General features: G+C 63.2%; 17 protein-coding genes. 6 read left to right on the forward strand and 11 right to left on the reverse strand.

Translation table 11 applies throughout. The features are described from left to right. Window positions 1-11: 11 nt before the first annotated feature. Entirely contained in the window at window positions 12-1,268 is a 1,257-nt protein-coding gene (locus tag RCO31_RS27705) for a lytic murein transglycosylase (protein WP_308971592.1), read from the forward strand. Window positions 1,269-1,317: 49 nt separating this feature from the next. Here RCO31_RS27705 and RCO31_RS27710 read toward each other — a convergent pair whose 3' ends face one another. From RCO31_RS27710 to RCO31_RS27720, 3 genes are all read right to left on the reverse strand, one after another. Next, entirely contained in the window at window positions 1,318-1,521 is a 204-nt protein-coding gene (locus tag RCO31_RS27710; protein WP_308971593.1) for a hypothetical protein, read from the reverse strand. A gap of 107 nt (window positions 1,522-1,628) precedes the next feature. Then, window positions 1,629-3,470 carry a single-stranded-DNA-specific exonuclease RecJ gene (gene recJ / locus RCO31_RS27715; RefSeq protein WP_308971594.1) on the reverse strand — a complete coding sequence of 614 codons (1,842 nt, stop codon included), beginning with the start codon at window positions 3,468-3,470 and terminating at the stop codon, window positions 1,629-1,631. A 68-nt stretch (window positions 3,471-3,538) separates the two neighbouring features. Beyond that, window positions 3,539-4,267 (reverse strand): haloacid dehalogenase type II, encoded by a 729-nt coding sequence (locus RCO31_RS27720; RefSeq protein WP_308971595.1) that lies wholly within the window; start codon window positions 4,265-4,267, stop codon window positions 3,539-3,541. 98 nt (window positions 4,268-4,365) lie between these two features. Here RCO31_RS27720 and RCO31_RS27725 point away from each other — a divergent pair, with 98 nt between their 5' ends. Further along, window positions 4,366-5,271 carry an enoyl-CoA hydratase-related protein gene (locus tag RCO31_RS27725; RefSeq protein ID WP_308971596.1) on the forward strand — a complete coding sequence of 302 codons (906 nt, stop codon included), beginning with the start codon at window positions 4,366-4,368 and terminating at the stop codon, window positions 5,269-5,271. Between the two features lie 39 nt (window positions 5,272-5,310). On the opposite strand, the gene RCO31_RS27730 is transcribed toward RCO31_RS27725, so the two are convergent. From RCO31_RS27730 to RCO31_RS27740, 3 genes are all read right to left on the reverse strand, one after another. Further along, on the reverse strand, window positions 5,311-5,817 hold the full coding sequence (locus RCO31_RS27730) for a DUF2938 domain-containing protein (protein WP_308971597.1): 507 nt from the start codon (window positions 5,815-5,817) through the stop codon (window positions 5,311-5,313). Window positions 5,818-5,854: 37 nt separating this feature from the next. Then, the gene (locus RCO31_RS27735; RefSeq protein ID WP_374991541.1) at window positions 5,855-6,598 is read right to left on the reverse strand and encodes an MFS transporter; all 744 of its coding nucleotides are present in this window, start codon (window positions 6,596-6,598) and stop codon (window positions 5,855-5,857) included. Between the two features lie 245 nt (window positions 6,599-6,843). Further along, entirely contained in the window at window positions 6,844-7,266 is a 423-nt protein-coding gene (locus tag RCO31_RS27740; RefSeq protein WP_308971599.1) for an MFS transporter, read from the reverse strand. Window positions 7,267-7,389: 123 nt separating this feature from the next. On the opposite strand from RCO31_RS27740, the gene RCO31_RS27745 reads away from it, so the two are divergent. Then, the gene (locus RCO31_RS27745; RefSeq protein ID WP_308971600.1) at window positions 7,390-7,848 is read left to right on the forward strand and encodes a helix-turn-helix domain-containing protein; all 459 of its coding nucleotides are present in this window, start codon (window positions 7,390-7,392) and stop codon (window positions 7,846-7,848) included. A 103-nt stretch (window positions 7,849-7,951) separates the two neighbouring features. After that, the gene (locus RCO31_RS27750; RefSeq protein WP_308971601.1) at window positions 7,952-8,818 is read left to right on the forward strand and encodes an enoyl-CoA hydratase-related protein; all 867 of its coding nucleotides are present in this window, start codon (window positions 7,952-7,954) and stop codon (window positions 8,816-8,818) included. A 41-nt stretch (window positions 8,819-8,859) separates the two neighbouring features. On the opposite strand, the gene RCO31_RS27755 is transcribed toward RCO31_RS27750, so the two are convergent. The 5 genes from RCO31_RS27755 to RCO31_RS27775 form a co-directional block, all read right to left on the reverse strand. Next, entirely contained in the window at window positions 8,860-9,312 is a 453-nt protein-coding gene (locus RCO31_RS27755) for a GNAT family N-acetyltransferase (RefSeq protein WP_308971602.1), read from the reverse strand. A 5-nt stretch (window positions 9,313-9,317) separates the two neighbouring features. After that, window positions 9,318-10,316: a class II fructose-bisphosphatase gene (gene glpX / locus RCO31_RS27760; protein WP_308971603.1), complete on the reverse strand. Its 999-nt coding sequence runs from the start codon at window positions 10,314-10,316 to the stop codon at window positions 9,318-9,320. A 101-nt stretch (window positions 10,317-10,417) separates the two neighbouring features. Continuing rightward, window positions 10,418-11,758 (reverse strand): homoserine dehydrogenase, encoded by a 1,341-nt coding sequence (locus RCO31_RS27765; RefSeq protein WP_308971604.1) that lies wholly within the window; start codon window positions 11,756-11,758, stop codon window positions 10,418-10,420. Window positions 11,759-11,791: 33 nt separating this feature from the next. Beyond that, the gene (locus tag RCO31_RS27770; protein WP_308971605.1) at window positions 11,792-13,009 is read right to left on the reverse strand and encodes an LL-diaminopimelate aminotransferase; all 1,218 of its coding nucleotides are present in this window, start codon (window positions 13,007-13,009) and stop codon (window positions 11,792-11,794) included. 98 nt (window positions 13,010-13,107) lie between these two features. Next, window positions 13,108-13,440 carry a hypothetical protein gene (locus RCO31_RS27775; protein ID WP_308971606.1) on the reverse strand — a complete coding sequence of 111 codons (333 nt, stop codon included), beginning with the start codon at window positions 13,438-13,440 and terminating at the stop codon, window positions 13,108-13,110. A 247-nt stretch (window positions 13,441-13,687) separates the two neighbouring features. Between RCO31_RS27775 and RCO31_RS27780 the strand changes: the two genes are divergently transcribed. Both RCO31_RS27780 and RCO31_RS27785 read left to right on the forward strand, forming a co-directional pair. After that, window positions 13,688-15,490 (forward strand): class I poly(R)-hydroxyalkanoic acid synthase, encoded by a 1,803-nt coding sequence (locus RCO31_RS27780; protein WP_308971607.1) that lies wholly within the window; start codon window positions 13,688-13,690, stop codon window positions 15,488-15,490. 81 nt (window positions 15,491-15,571) lie between these two features. Then, complete coding sequence (locus tag RCO31_RS27785) at window positions 15,572-15,970, forward strand: MAPEG family protein (RefSeq protein WP_308971608.1); 399 nt, start codon at window positions 15,572-15,574, stop codon at window positions 15,968-15,970. Window positions 15,971-16,045: the final 75 nt, after the last annotated feature.

Here is a 16,045-nt window from a genome sequence, read left to right on the forward strand (position 1 = left end):
AGAATAGGCGCATGGAACGCAAATCTCTTTCCCCGACGGAACATCTCACGCGTCGCCAGATGCTGTTGACCGGATTTCGAACCGGAATTGGCCTAGCCGGCGCGAGCCTTGCGCCGTCGCTGCCGGCGCATGCCGCAGCGCCGGCAGGTTTCGATGAGTGGCGCGACCGCTTCCGCGCCCGCGCGCTCGCGCGCGGCGTTTCCGATCAGACCTACACGCGCGCGATGGGCAAGATCGAGCCGGATATGCGCGTCTTCACGCAAATTCGCAGCCAGCCTGAATTCAGCGAGCAACTCTGGCAATACATCAACCGGCGCGTTTCCGACTGGCGGCTGGCCGCCGGCAAGCAGACGCTCAAGCAACACACGAAATTGTTCGACCGCATCGAGAAGGATTTCGGCGTCGAGCGCGGAACGCTTCTGGCACTATGGGGCGTCGAGACCGCCTACGGCGACCCGCTGGTGCAGAAGAACCACATGCGCCCGGTGTTTCCCTCGCTTGCGGCGCTGGCCTGGAATGAGCCGCGCCGCCGCGCCTATTGGGAAACCGAATTGATCAATGCGCTGCGCATCGTCGAGCGCGGCTGGAGCACGCCCGACGAGATGCGCGGCTCATGGGCCGGCGCGATGGGCCACACGCAATGGATGCCCGAAGTCTGGCTCAACGTCGGTATCGACTATGACAACGACGGCCGCGTCTCACCGTTCGGCAAGCCGGACGACGCGCTTGGGTCAAGCGCCCGCTACCTGATCAACCGCGGAAAGTACCGAGCCAACCAGCATTGGGGCTACGAGGTCAAAACCGGCGGCGGGCCGATCAGCGGGAGCCGCAGTTACGAAAAATGGGCCGCCGCTGGCGTCAAACGCGCCGACGGTCAGCCGTTCCCGCAGCCGAATGCCACGGCGCAGCTGTGGACGCCGGTGCCCGGCGGGCCGAGCTTCCTTTTGGGGCCAAACTTCTACGCGGTGCGCAGCTATAATCCGTCGATGAACTACGCGCTTGCGATCGTCCATCTCGGCGATCGCATTCTGGGCGGCGGGCCATTCGTGCAGCCGTTCCCCGGCAGCGAACGCGCATTGACGCTCGCCGAAGTCCAGGAATTGCAGACGCGGCTCACGCAATCCGGATTCGACACGGGCGGCAATGACGGCCGCGTCGGCAATCAGACGATGCAGGCCGTGAAGAATTTCCAGATGAAAGCCGGCATCACCCCGGCCGATGGCTATGGCGGTCTGAAAGTGCTCGCGCGGCTGCGGCAAGGAATTTAGCGGCGGCAGGCCTGTCGCCGGCGCCAGGAGGCCTGGCCGAGTTCACGCGCTATCGCTCGAGCTCATTGCGTACGTAAGCTTCGTTGCGCACATAGATGATGCAGGTGAGTGTCCACCATGAGCCAAGACCGATCAGGATCGGCCATTTGGCGCCGGGCAGCATGTAGTCGGCGGCGAAAGCGAGAAGCAGCGCAACGAGCCAGCCAGAGACCATCAAGACGATACGCGCGGCGGAATAGAATGCCGTAACCATGGACGCTCACCTGTGAGAGGCTTTCGCCCCTCTCCTCACGCAACACATTTACTCGCCGGCGCCTCGGCCTCCAGGATTAACGAAAAACTTACTTAACTGGCGACGCGTCACCTGATCAAGGCCGGTCCGGGGTCGGGAACCGCCACGTCCGAAATACGGAACTGCACCCGTTCCGTTCCCTGCCAGCGATCGATCGCCAGGAAACCCGCCACGTGCAGGTTCTGGCCGCGATTTTCGACCAGCGCGCGACCGAGTGGCTGGCCGACGGCACGGAACGCAACGCCGTTAACCAATGCGCCGTCGCCGGCCTTGAAACGAACGCGGAGGTGGGCCTGACCAATCTCTTCAGCATGGACCAGCTGGTGCGACGGCAACGCGATCAGCGGTTCCGGGTTGCCGCTGCCGAACGGGCCGGCGCGCTCCAGGGTCCTGACGAATTCCGGCGTCAGCGCCCGCGCGGTCGCCGCGCCATCGACGAACAGGTCATTGGCATGGCGCGATTTAGCGACACTGTCGGCGAGTGCGCTTTCCATATACGCACGAAACTCTGCAAGCCGTTCCTTGCGCAGGGTCACGCCGGCGGCCATCGCGTGCCCGCCGCCCTTGATAAGGACGCCATCATGCACCGCCTGCCGCACCGCCTTGCCAAGGTCGACGCCAGCGATCGATCGCCCCGAGCCGGTGCCCGTTCCGCCCGGCTCCAGCGCGACCGCGAAAACAGGCCTGGCGAACTTGTCCTTCAGCCGTGACGCAACCAGCCCGACGACGCCGGGATGCCAGCCTTCGGAGGCAGTGACGATCACTGAGCCCTTGTCTTCAAGGCCGAGCGCGGCCAGCGCCTCGGCCTCGGCCTGCGCTTCGGCCGCCTGTTCGATCAGCCGCCGTTCACCGTTGAGCCGATCGAGCTCCGCGGCTATGCGGGCCGCTTCCGTCGGATCGGCCTCCAGCAGCAGCCGCACGCCGAGATCGGCACGACCGATACGTCCGCCTGCATTGATGCGCGGTCCCAGCAGGAAACCCAGGTGCCAGGCCTCCGGCGGCCCGCTCAGGCGAGACACGTCCATCAGTGCGGTATGGCCGACGTGGTCCCGCCGTCGCAGCGCAATCAGACCCTTGGCAACCAGCGCGCGGTTCAGTCCGGTAAGCGGCGCGACGTCGGCGACGGTGCCAAGCGCGACGTGATGCAACGCTCCGAGCAGATCCGGCTCTGGCCGCTCGTCTGTCCAGAAGCCGCACTGCCGCAGCTCCCGATTGACGGCCACCAGCGTCACGAACACAAGTCCGACCGCCGCGAGGTGGCCCAGCCCGGACAGATCGTCAGGTCTGTTCGGATTGACCAGCGCATCGACCACCGGCAACTCGTCGCCGCATTGGTGGTGGTCGATCACGAGCACGCTGAGACCGAGCCTCTTCGCCTCGGCCAGCGGTTCGACGCTGGTGGTGCCGCAATCCACTGTGATCAGCAGCGTGGCGCCTTTCGCAGCCAGCGCACGAACCGCTTCCACATTTGGTCCGTAGCCTTCGAAAAGCCGGTCAGGAATATGGATCAGCGGGTCGAGGCCGGTGTGCCTCAGGTGCCAGGTGAGCAACGCGGCCGACGTCGCTCCATCGACATCGTAGTCGCCGAAGATCGCAATGCGCTCGCCCCTTGTCACGGCGTCCGAAATCCGCCTGGCGGCCACCTCCATGTCCGTCACCGTGAACGGATCTGGCATGAGCTTGCGCACTGTCGGATCGAGAAAGTCCATGACAGTGTCGAGCTCGACGCCGCGGCCAGCGAGCACGCGCGCAAGCATCTCCGGCAATTGATGCCGCTGGGTGAATGCAAGGGCGCGAGCGGTCGCGCGCGCATCCAGCCGATCGCGCCATATCTTCCCGGTGGCTGATCGCGCCACGCCAAGGAACGGCAACCGGTCGTCGAAAGCTGAAAAGGCTGCTGATGCAGTCATCGGGGCGATGATGACATAGTCACGCCTCCGGCTCCCACCAATGATTCGCGACGATCAACAGCCAAGTCTCAGCAACCGAGCCGTGCAGCAAGGTCGTTGAGATCCTTGACCACCATCGTCCATTCGCCGGTCGCCTCGAAGTCCCGCTTCTGATGCGGGCCATACTCGCCAGGCCGCGGCACGAATGCCGTCTTGAGTCCGTGGGACTGAGCGGCCTTCAAATCACCGTTGTGGGCGGCCACCATCATCACTTCGCCCGGCGACATGCTCAGCAGCCGCGCGGCGCCGAGATAGGTTTCCGGATCCGGCTTGAAGTGCTCGAAAATTTCCGATCCCAGGATCAGGTCCCATGGCAGGCCGGCGTTCTTCGCCATGTTGGTGAGCAGAATGACGTTGCCGTTCGACAACGGGCTGATGATGAACTTCGTCTTCAGCCGCGTCAGCCCCGGCACGCTGTCGGGCCATGGCTTCAGCCGATGCCAGCCACGGTTGATGTGATCACGATCAGCTTCGCTCAGCCCCTTGATGTCAAACCGCTCGATCAGTTTGTCCAGCGATTGGCGGTGCAGCACGTCGAGCTTGACGAACCCCTTCGCAGCATTGTTGCGAACCTCGTTCATTGACGGCACATAAGCCTCGCGCCAGGCGTCGACCAACGCCGTCCAGTCGGCATCGATCTTCTTCGATTTTGCCCACTGCGACAGATCCTCGATCAGGCTCGTGCGCCAGTCGACGACGGTGCCGAACACATCGAACACCAGCGCCTTTACCTCACGTCTTGCGATCTCGTCGGTCATTCAGGTCACCCGGTCAAGGCGCGCATTTTTGATGGTTGCGGCGCGCCAGCATTGGTTTATCAACGAATGTGGCGTCAATAAAGAAAAGGATCGGCCTTGTGACCGGCGAAAATCCGCAAGAATCCGCAACCAGAACGGTCGAACTCGACGTTCCCGAGAACGAGGTGCTTTACACCATCAAGGATCGCGTCGCGACCGTGATGCTCAACCGTCCGGACCGGCTGAACGCCACCAATCTCACACTGCCCTACAGCGTTTCCAAAGCGATGCTGATGGCGGCAAACGATCCGAGCGTGCGTGTCATCGTCATCACCGGCGCGGGGCGCGCCTTCTGCGCCGGTGCCGATCGGCAGCGGCTCGAGGCGGGTCGGGTCGGTGCTGCGCGCCCTGTCTACCCGCCGGACGATCCGGAATTCTTCAAAGCGATCCCGTCGGGCAAAGGGCCGAACCTCGGCCGCGAGTTCATGGACATCCGGCGCTACTCGTACTTCATGCGCATCGGCAAGCCGGTGATCGCCGGCCTGAACGGCGCCGTCGCGGGCGGCGGCATGATCCCGGCATTGTGCGCGGACATCCGCCTTGCTGCCGACAACATGTTCTTCACGACCTCGTTCGCACAGCGCGGGCTGATCGCCGAGCACGGCATCTCATGGCTGCTGCCACGCCTGGTTGGCCCCTCGCATGCGCTCGAACTGTTGATGACCGCGCGACGGGTTCCCGCGCAAGAAGCGCTGGACATTGGCCTGGTCAATAAGGTCTTTCCGCAAAGCACGTTCCGCGATGACGTTCAGGCTTTTGCAACCAACATCGCCGAGACCGTTTCGCCGCGCTCGCTCGCCGTGATGAAGGCGCAGGTGTGGAAAGCCATGTTCCAGACCTTCAGCGAGGCCCTTGGCGTCGCCGACACCGAGCTCGAACTCAGCGTCAAGTCGAAGGACTACATCGAGGGCGTGACACATTTCCTCGAAAAGCGGAAGGCCAACTTCCCCGATCCATCCGGCTGATCGGCGCGTTCAAGCACGCCTACATGCCACCGTCGCCAGTTACGCCGGGAGCAAGCTGGCGACGATCAGGGCGGAGACGTACAAGCCGATACCGAACGAAGTGTGGGCCGCGAGGCTTCTTAAGCGCGAGACGTTCGGCTGCGAAGTCTTGCTCGCCGCGATCCCGGCCCCCATCCCGGGTTGCAGGATAAGGAACGGTGCGGCAACGCTGCCAATACCGACGAGCAGAGCAGGACCGGCTGTCGGACTGTGCGCCCACTCCAATCCACATATCGCCAGCAGCACGGCGGCGAACACGATCCCGATCGCGTAATGCGCGACCCAGCCGAGGGCAGTCTCTCCATGGATGGCCGGCGCGGCTGCGATGTTCTCGTGCGCGAACTTGCCAAGACAAAGATGACCGATCCAGCGACCGACCAGCGCGTAGTTCAGCGACGGTACGCCCAGAAGCCGCTTCTGCAGCGCAGCCCACAAGTCCATGAAGAGAGTGGCACCGCCTCCGATCAACAGCGCCGCCATGCCGAATGTCAGACCAACACTCACCATCCGCCTCCTGCAGGGTCTAAAGCCGTCGAGTGTCGCGTCATGCGCTCGCGCCGCGCGACGCGGTCGCAACCAGCAAAGTCGCCACTGCGGCCAAGCCGCAGCAAGCGGCCGCCGTGCCGAACGCGATGGCATAACCATCGACGACGTCGGCCCGCGTCGCGGCCACGGCCATCAGAAGGGCAAATCCGACAGTCGGACCGAGCTCCATCGCTGTATTCATCACGCCGCCCGCAAGCCCCGTCTGCTCCTGCGCGACATTGGCCGTAGCGAGCACGGCGGCCCCCGAGAAAACCAGGGCTATGCCGATCGCAAGCAGAACCTGTGCGGGCATGAGGGTCGTGAAATATGCAGTTGTCGAATCCAGAACCGAAAGCCACGCGAGGCTTGCGCCGGCCACCAGAAATCCCGTGACCAGCGTCGCTTTCGCTCCGAACTTTCCCACAGCCGCGGCTGCGAGAAGATTGGTCACGATCAAACCAAAAGCGAAAGGCAGAAACGACGCCGCGGTTTCAAAGGAGGTCCAGCCGCGGGTCTGTTGAAGGTAGGTGAGAAACACGAATTCGATCAGCAGCGATACCGCTGCAGCCAGGAACGTTCCGAGGAGCCCGACGGCGCGCAGCATGTCGAGCAGGAAAGCAGGCGGCAGCAAGGGATCTTGCGCCCTGCGCTCCACGATCAGAAAAGCGATCAGCAGCGCCACTCCTACGGTCACGGATCCGCCTACCATCGGCGATTTCCAGCTCGTGTCGTGGCTCGCGATCAATCCGAAGCTTGCAAACATGATCCCGCCAGTTGCAAGCACGGCTCCGAGAGGATCGCGTGCCGGGCGCCTCTGCGTATGAAGCGGGCGACCTGCAGGCAACAGGCGGCCCCCGGCTCGGAGTCCGAGCGCAGATACTGCGATGGGAATCGCGAACATCCAACGCCAGCTGACGAAGCTTGCCACGATGCCTGATGAGACGAAGCCCAGCACGGCGCCAAGCACGGATACTCCGCCCCAGGTGGCCACGGCGCGCGCGAACGCCATCATGTCAGGGAACAGGGCGCGGACCAGGCCGAGCGCGGCGGGGAGCGACGATCGCGCCCCCGGTCCCCCTGGAAAAAGCGCATCGCCATCAAAGCATTGTAGCTGGGCGCGAGCGCAGCCACCGCGGATGCGGCACCGAACGTGGCTAGGCCGACCACGAACATCGGCCGCGCACCGTAGCGATCGGTCAGCCCGCCGCCGAAAAGCAATAGGCCGCTGAACGGCAGGCCATAGGCCACTTGCAGAAGCAGGACCTGAGAGGCGGAAAGCGCAAGCTCCTCGGCGATTTTCGGCAGAGGAATCATGATCAGCGCGATGGTGAAAATCAGGGTCGATTGAACGACCGCAAGCATCGCAAAAGCGGCCGTGACGTTCGAGGTCCGCTCGACGGCCGAAGTTGCAGTTGTTTGCCGATTGGACATAGCCTTCTCCAAAGAGGACATATCCCGACCTCCAATCGAGGCGACCGCCGATGGCGAGGCCGCGCCTTGCCTCAGCCAGCGACGAGTGTCATGCTGCCAGTTCAAGTGAACTTGAGGTCAAGCATGAAGTTGATCGATATCGCCGAGGTCGCTCGCAGGTCCGGCGTTCCCGCTTCGACCCTGCGCTTCTATGACGAGAAAGGGCTGATCAAATCCGTCGGACGGCAAGGAACGCGCCGGCTATTCACCGCCGGCGTGCTCGAGCGCCTGTCGCTGATCGCCCTTGGAAGAAACGCCGGTTTTTCGCTCGAGGAGATCGGCGCAATGTTTGCTCCGGACGGCCGTCCTCGGATCGATCGGACGAGCCTGGCGGCCAAGGCGCGTGAACTCGATCGAACAATCCGGAAACTCACCGCCCTCAGAAATGGCCTGCTTCATGCAGCAGAGTGCCCGGCCCGAAATCATATGGAATGTCCGACGTTCCAGCGGATGCTCCGCATCGCAAGTGCTGATCAGGCGCGCAGGCGCCGCGGCCGGACGGTGAGGACGCTTGCCGCCAGGCCGGCGAGTCAAAAGACCTGATCGCTTGATGTTGGCCGTGCACGGCACTTGTGCCGATGGCGACATTGACCGTGCCCCATGAGCGGATATCGTTTGGCCAACCATCAGGGAGGCACACCAGCACATGTCGGAAGAAAATGAGGTCCTGTACGATGTGAAGGACCGGATCGCTACCATCACCCTCAATCGTCCCGAGCGAATGAATTCGATCGACGACTCGATGCCGATCAACATCGCCAACGCGATGGCCAAGGCCGGTGGCGACCCCGCGGTGCGGGCGATCATCCTGACGGGCGCCGGACGCGCATTTTGTGCGGGCGCGGACATCGGCCGGCTGCAGCGACGCTCCGGTGGCGAGCGGCCTCCTCCTCCACCGGACGATCCGACCATCATCCCGGCCATCACGCTCGGACATGGTCCCGACCTCGGCAAGCAGTTCGCCGATGTGCGCCGCTACTCTTACTTCATGCGCATCGGCAAGCCGGTGATCGCCGCACTGAACGGTGCGACTGCCGGCCTTGGCATGATCATGGCGCTGTGTTGCGACATGCGGATGGCATCCGACCGGATGATCTTCACCACCGCGTTCGCGCAACGCGGCCTGATTGCCGAACATGGCATCGCCTGGTTGCTGCCGCGCTTGATCGGCCCGTCGAACGCGATCGATCTTTTGATGTCGGCGCGCCGTGTGACCGCGAAGGAGGCGCTCGACCTGGGCCTCGTCAATCGCGTCTATCCGCAGGATACCTTCATGGAGGACGTGCGCACATACGTTCGCATCCTGACCGATACGGTGTCACCGCGCTCGATGGCCGTAATCAAGGCACAGATGTGGAAAGGCATGTTCGAGACCTATGCCGAAAACCTTGCCGAAGCCGACAAGCAGATCGTCGCGAACTATCCTTATCCGGATTACAAGGAAGGGGTCGCGCACTTCGTCGAGAAGCGGCCGGCGAATTTTCCCGATCTGACCAAGGCGGATCGAGGCTAAGCCTCACGTCCGGGACGCCGCTGCGAAGCGGCGCCCGGACGCTACAGCGCTTTGCGATATTGAATGAAACCGAGGTTCTCGGCGACCTGGTCGTAGAGAATGCGCGCCTGCGAATTGGTCTCGTGCGTCAGCCAATAGACGCGGCTTGAACCGGCCTCTTTCGCTTTCGCATAGACCGCTTCGATCAATGCCCGGCCGAGCCCAAGCCCGCGCGCGCTGTCGGCGACAAACAGGTCCTGCAGATAGCAGTAGTCGTCAGGCATCCATGTCGAGCGATGAAAGAGGTAGTGGACGATGCCGGTCAGCTTGCCGTCGACATAGGCGCCGAGCAGATGCATCGGCTCGGCGGGGTCGTGCAGCCTCGTCCAGGTGATATCGGTGGACGTCGCCGGAAGCGTCGCCTTGTAGAAGGTCAGGTAGCCAGCCCAGAGCGGCTCCCAGTCCGCGCGCTCTTCGCGACCAACGGGACGAACGCTCACTTCGGGCCGGGCCATGGCCGTCAATCCAGGTGGAACTTGTCGAGTTGGCGATGCTCCGCCCGGATCAGCCGTACCGTTCCGGTGACCGAACGCATGACGACCGTTTCGGTCTCGATCACATCCTTCTTGAACTTCACGCCGGAGAGCAGTGAACCGTCCGTCACGCCCGTCGCGGCAAACAGGCAATCGCCCTTCACCATCTCGTCGATGCCATAGACCATCCGCGGATCCTTCACGCCCATCTTCGCGGCGCGCTCGCGCTTCTCGTCGGTGTCGAGGATCAGGCGGCACTGCATCTGGCCGCCGATGCAGCGCAGTGCCGCGGCCGCGAGCACGCCCTCCGGCGCGCCGCCGATACCCATGTAAATGTCGACGCCGGTGTTGTCTGGATCGGCGCAATGAATGACACCGGCCACGTCGCCGTCGGTGATCAGCCGCACCGCTGCCCCGGTCGAGCGAACCCCCGTGATGATGTCGGCGTGGCGCGGGCGATCCAGCACCAACGCAGTGATTGCCGACGGCTCCACGCCCTTGGCCTTGGCCAGCCGGTGAATGTTGTCGGCCGGCGATGCATCGAGCTCCACCACGCCCTTCTTGTAACCGGGGCCGACGGCGATCTTCTGCATGTAGACGTCCGGCGCGTTCAGGAGCGTGCCCCCCTCAGCCATCGCCATTGTGGCGATCGCGCCGGGCATGTTCTTTGCGCAAAGGGTCGTGCCTTCGAGCGGATCGACAGCGATGTCGACCTTGGGACCGGCTTGAATGCCGACCTGCTCGCCGATGAACAGCATCGGCGCTTCATCACGCTCGCCCTCACCGATCACCACAGTGCCTTCGATCGGCAGCTTGTTCAGCTCGCGACGCATCGCATCGACCGCCGCCTGATCCGCGGCCTTTTCGTTGCCATGGCCGCGCAGGCGCGCCGCAGACACGGCCGCTCGCTCCGTCACGCGCACAATCTCGAGCGTAAGGATGCGCTCGAGCAACTGCTGCGGCGGTACGGAAATGGTCATGGACATCGGCTCTACTCCTCAACACTTGACGTGACGGTTGCGGTGCTCCGTCACGTTATTCGCGGGTTGCTGCGACCAGGTCCGGCGCAGGTCTTCGGCATCATGCCCTAGTTCTTCTCGATCCGGATGACTTGCGGCCGTCCGGTAATCACCTTGTCGTTCTGCACCGCAGCAAGGGCCTGGCGAACGCCATCCTCGCTGGTGGCGTAGGTTATCAGTATCACCGGGACCAATGTGCTAGCGGCCTTCGCATTGCGTTTTCCACGTCCTTGTGGCGGCTCCGGGGCACCATTGGGGTGGCGCTGCACAATAGATTCGATCGAGATATTCTGCTGCGCCAGTCGCTTGGCGATCGTCGCAGCTGTTCCCGGCAAGTCGCGGGCCATCAGACGAATGTAATAGCCGCCCTCATGCCGCATCATCGGCGCCTTTTCCGTCTTGCGCAGCCGCTTCACCGGGCGGCCAAACGGAGCGATATGCAAGCCGCGCGCCACGTCGGCGATGTCGGAGACAACCGCCGATGCGGTCGCCGCGCCGCCCGCACCGGGACCGACCAACGTGATCGGCGGGACGCCTTCACCGTCGATGGTCAGCGCGTTGGTGACGCCCATGACCTGCGCGATCGAGGACGAGCGCGGCACCATGGTCGGATGTACGCGCTGCTCGATGCCGGTCTTGGTGCGCACGGCGACCCCAAGCAGCTTGACACGATAGCCGAGTTCCTCGGCCGCTCGCAGATCCTCCGGCTTGATTGATGAAATGCCTTCGACGTAGACGGCACTCTGCGCGACCTTGGTGCCGAAGGCGAGGCTTGCCAGGATGGCGAGTTTTTGCGCGGTATCGTGCCCATCGACGTCGAACGACGGATCCGCCTCGGCATAGCCAAGGCGTTGCGCATCCTTCAGACACTCGGCGAACGACAATCCCTCCTGCTCCATTCGCGTCAGGATGTAGTTGCAGGTGCCGTTCAGGATGCCGTAGACGCGGTGGATCTCAGTGCCCGCGAGCCCCTCGCGCAAGGTCTTGATCGCCGGGATTGCAGCCCCCACAGCCGCCTCGAAGTTCAGCGCGCCGCCATGCTCCTCCGCGAGCTTCGCAAGCCGAACGCCGTGCCGTGCAAGCAGCGCCTTGTTGGCGGTGACCACCGACTTGCCGTTGCGCAGCGCGGCCTCGACGGCCGACAGCGCCGGCTCGCCCGAGCCGCCCATCAGCTCGACGAAGCAATCGATCGAAGGATCGTTGGCCAGCGCAAGCGGGCTCTTCGCCCAGATCACGTCCTGCAGATTCAAGTCACGCTTCTTCGCCTTCGAGCGCGCCGTCACGGCAACGACCCGTACGGCCCGCCCGGTGCGGGCCGCGAGCAAACGCGACTGCTGTTCGATCTGACGGACGACCTCCGCACCCACGGTGCCGAGACCCGCAATACCCACCTTCAAGGGTGCGACCATGACGGAGACAAAGCCTATCGTAAAAGAAGTCGCCTAGCGGCGGTTGGCGAGGGGGATCACGTTGTGCAACGTTTCGACGCCGCTTTCAAGGAAGCGACGCATGTTGCGCGCGGCCTGGCGGATGCGCTGCTCGTTTTCCACCATGGCGATGCGTACAAAGCCTTCGCCATGCTCACCGAAGGCAACGCCGGGCGACACCACGACGCCTGACTTCTCCACCATCAGGGTGGCGAACTGCATGCTGCCCATGCTGCGAAACGCCTCCGGCAGCGGCGCCCAGGCGAACATCGAGGCGGCTGGTGGCGGAATGTCCCAGCCTGCGCGCGCGAAGGCTTCCACCAGCACGTCGCGGCGCTTCTTATATGTTTCCCGCACCTCGCGGATGCAGTCGTCAGGCCCGTTCAGTGCCGCCGTCGCCGCGACCTGCACCGGCGTGAACGCGCCGTAGTCGAGATAGGATTTCACCCGGGCGAGCGCTGCGATGATGCGCTCGTTGCCGACTGCAAACCCCATGCGCCAGCCGGCCATCGAGAAGGTCTTCGACATCGAGGTGAACTCGACGGTCACGTCGATCGCGCCTGGCACCTGCAACACGGAGGGCGGCGGATTGCCGTCGAAATAAAGCTCGGCGTAGGCAAGATCGGAGAGAATGAAGATCTCGTGCTTCTTCGCGAACGCCACCAGATCCTTATAGAAGTCGAGCGTTGCGACATAGGCGGTCGGGTTCGACGGATAGCAGCAGATCAACGCGATCGGCTTCGGGATCGAATGGATGATCGCCCGCTCCAGCGCCTCGAACAGCTCGGGCGTCGGCTCGGCCGGCACCGAGCGCACCACCCCTCCGGCCATGAGGAAACCGAAGGCATGGATCGGGTAGCTGGGATTGGGAACGAGCACGACGTCGCCCGGCGCCGTGATCGCCTGGGCGACATTGGCAAAGCCCTCTTTCGAGCCCAGCGTCGCCACGATCTGCGTCTCGGGGTTGAGTTTCACGCCGAAGCGCCGCTCATAGTAGCCGGCCTGAGCTCTGCGCAGGCCGGTGATGCCGCGGGAGGCAGAATAGCGGTCGGTCCGCGGCTTGCCGAGGGTCTCCTTCAGCTTCTCGATCACATGGGGCGGGGTCGGCAGGTCCGGGTTGCCCATGCCGAAATCGATGATATCGGCGCCGGCATTGCGTGCGGCCGCCTTGGCTCGATTGACCTGTTCAAACACGTAAGGCGGCAGACGGCGAATGCGGTAGAAATCTTCCATTGATCTCGGGCTCCGGGGAACCGCCTCCGATTCATTTCTTGATTCGGCGGTGCGGCAATTTCGCACCCCTTTTAGCACGGCCCCTCGTGAAGGCTACGTTAGCGGGGCTCGTTTGCGGCCTTCTTTTTCGCCGGCGGTTTCTTGGGAGGCGGTGCCGCCGAGGCGGCGATCTCGGCCGCGTCACTGGCTGCTGTCGCCTTGCCCCTGTTGCGGGCCTCGGACAGCTCCTTTTCGATGCGGGTCTGGTCGGGGAGCGACAACATCTCCTGCTGTCGGGCTGGCGGAAGATCATGAACCGGCAGGTAGGATCCCGGCTGTGCGGGACGCGGCGGCGCGTTTGCCGGAACGCCGATCAGCGGCACGTCGGCCACGGAGGAGCAGCCGCCGAGAACGAGGCCTAGGATGACAACGGCAGGTACGGCGTGACGCACATGACCTCACTTGGGACTACTGAACGAACGGCCGCGCCGCGTCGTCACGGGCCATAAAATTCCGACAAAGAATTAGAGGAATTAAAGGTCCGGCAACCTAAGAGGCGCTAGCTGGCCAATATGACGAAAGCATGAAGTTATTGCGCCGCAACAGCTGCCGTCACCGATATCGTCCGCAATCTCGACGAAATACTGAGCAAAAAAGTGTCACCAGACATGCCGGCGACAATCTAGTATTCAACCCGCCATGAACGACAGACCTCCTCTGACAGAAGCCGCCAAGAGCTTCGATGCCGAGGCCTTCGCCAAGAACCTCGCGCGGGCTTTGGACAACGGAAGCAAGGCGCTCTCCGCCTATCTGAAGCCGCGCGAAAACGGCGCGATGCAGGATCAGACGGCGGAGGATTTGGCGCAGGTCGTCAAGACGTTTCACGCCGTCGCTAGTTACTGGCTTTCCGATCCGGGCCGCGCCTCAGAGCTGCAGGCGAGACTGGGCAAGGCCTATCTCGATCTGTGGAGCAACGCGGCACGTCGTCTTGCGGGGGAAGCCGCGCCGACGACGATTGAAGCATCACCGCGCGACAAGCGCTTCAAGGATCCGGACTGGAGCTCGAACCAGTTCTTCGACTTCCTCAAGCAGGCCTATCTTCTCACCTCGAAATGCGCCTACGAGCTGGTGCAGGAAGCGCAAGGTATCGACGAGCACACGCGCAAGAAGGCGGAGTTCTACGTCCAGCAGATCACCAACGCCTTGTCGCCCTCGAACTTTGTGCTGACCAACCCGGAAGTGTTGCGGCAGACCATGACCTCGAATGCCGACAATCTGGCGCGCGGCATGCAGATGTTTGCGGAGGACATGGAGGCTGGCCACGGCACGCTGCGCATTCGTCAGTCCGCGGCAAACCTGGAGGTCGGCCGCGACATGGCGGTGACGCCGGGCAAGGTAATCTACCAGAATGAGCTGATGCAGCTCATCCAGTACGAGCCGACCACGGCGACCGTTCTGCGCACGCCGTTGCTGATCGTGCCACCGTGGATCAACAAGTACTACATTCTCGATCTCGGCCCGCAGAAGTCGTTCATCAAATGGTGCGTCGACCAGGGGATCACCGTCTTCGTCATTTCGTGGGTCAATCCCGACAGGACGCTCGGCGAGAAGACCTTTGCCGACTACATGAAGGAAGGCCCCCTCGCCGCCATGGACGTGATCGAACAGATCACGGGCGAAATGAAAATCCATACGGCCGGCTACTGCGTCGGCGGCACGCTGCTCGCTTCCACGCTGGCATGGCTGGCCGAAAAACGCCGCGTTCGCGCAACGTCGGCGACGTTCTTCGCAGCGCAGGTCGATTTCACCCACGCCGGCGACCTGCTCGTGTTCGTCGATGAAGAACAGATATCAGCGCTCGAGCGCGACATGCGGCAGAACGGCGTGCTCGAAGGCTCAAGGATGGCGAATGCCTTCAACATGCTGCGCTCCAACGACCTGATCTGGTCGTACGTCGTCAGCAACTATCTCAAAGGCCAGCAGCCAGCCGCGTTTGACCTGCTGCACTGGAATTCCGATGCGACGCGGATGCCGGCCGCCAACCATTCGTACTACCTGCGCAACTGCTATCTGGAGAACCGCCTGTCGAAAGGCACGATGGTGCTCGACAACACCCAGCTCGATCTCTCCAAGGTGAAGCTGCCGGTCTACAACCTCGCGACTCGCGAGGATCACATCGCGCCTGCAGAATCGGTGCTGTTGGGATCGAAATTCTTTGGCGGCCCCGTGAAGTACGTGTTGTCCGGCTCCGGCCATATCGCGGGCGTCGTCAATCCGCCGGCCCTGAAGAAATACCAGTACTGGACCAACGACGACCTTGCTGCGGAGAATCTCGCCGAATGGATGAAGGGTGCCGAGGAGCATCCGGGCTCCTGGTGGCCGGACTGGCGGGAATGGCTGGGCTCGCTCGACGCCGAGGAGGTGCCGGCGCGGCGGATCGAGGCGGGTCCGCGCCCGCCGATCGAGAACGCGCCCGGCAGCTATGTGCGGGTTCGCGCCTGATCGCAGTCACGTTTTCGATGCGAGACAGCACCGCGCCGAATCGCTAGACTCAGCCATCAGACAGGGGATTTGGGGGAGCAAATGACGCGCGAATTGTTCTGGCTCACGCTGACCGTCATCATGACCGGTCTGATGTGGATACCTTACCTGGTGAACCGCGTTCAGGTGCGCGGCTTTTCCGGCGCAATGGCCAATCCCTCCAGAACCGACAAGCCGCAATCGGAATGGGCGAACCGGACGATGTTTGCCCATGAGAACGCCGTCGAGAATCTCGTCATTTTCGCGCCGCTCGTGCTGATCCTCAACGCGATCGACTATTCGAGCCGGTGGACAGTGTTGGCGTGCGCAGTCTACTTCTGGTCTCGCCTCGCCTACACGCTGGTTTATGCCTTCGGCATTCCGGTGCTGCGCACGGTGGTGTACTCGATCGGCTTTCTGGCCCAGGCCGTACTGGCGCTCGCGATCTTCAAGCTGCTGTAGGTCATCGTTCGCGAGGATGCGGCGACCGAACATGACGTTCGGAGCACCGCAATCTCGAACCTGATCCACTTTCGT

Source organism: Bradyrhizobium sp. LHD-71, assembly GCF_031157255.1.
GTDB lineage: Bacteria > Pseudomonadota > Alphaproteobacteria > Rhizobiales > Xanthobacteraceae > P52-10.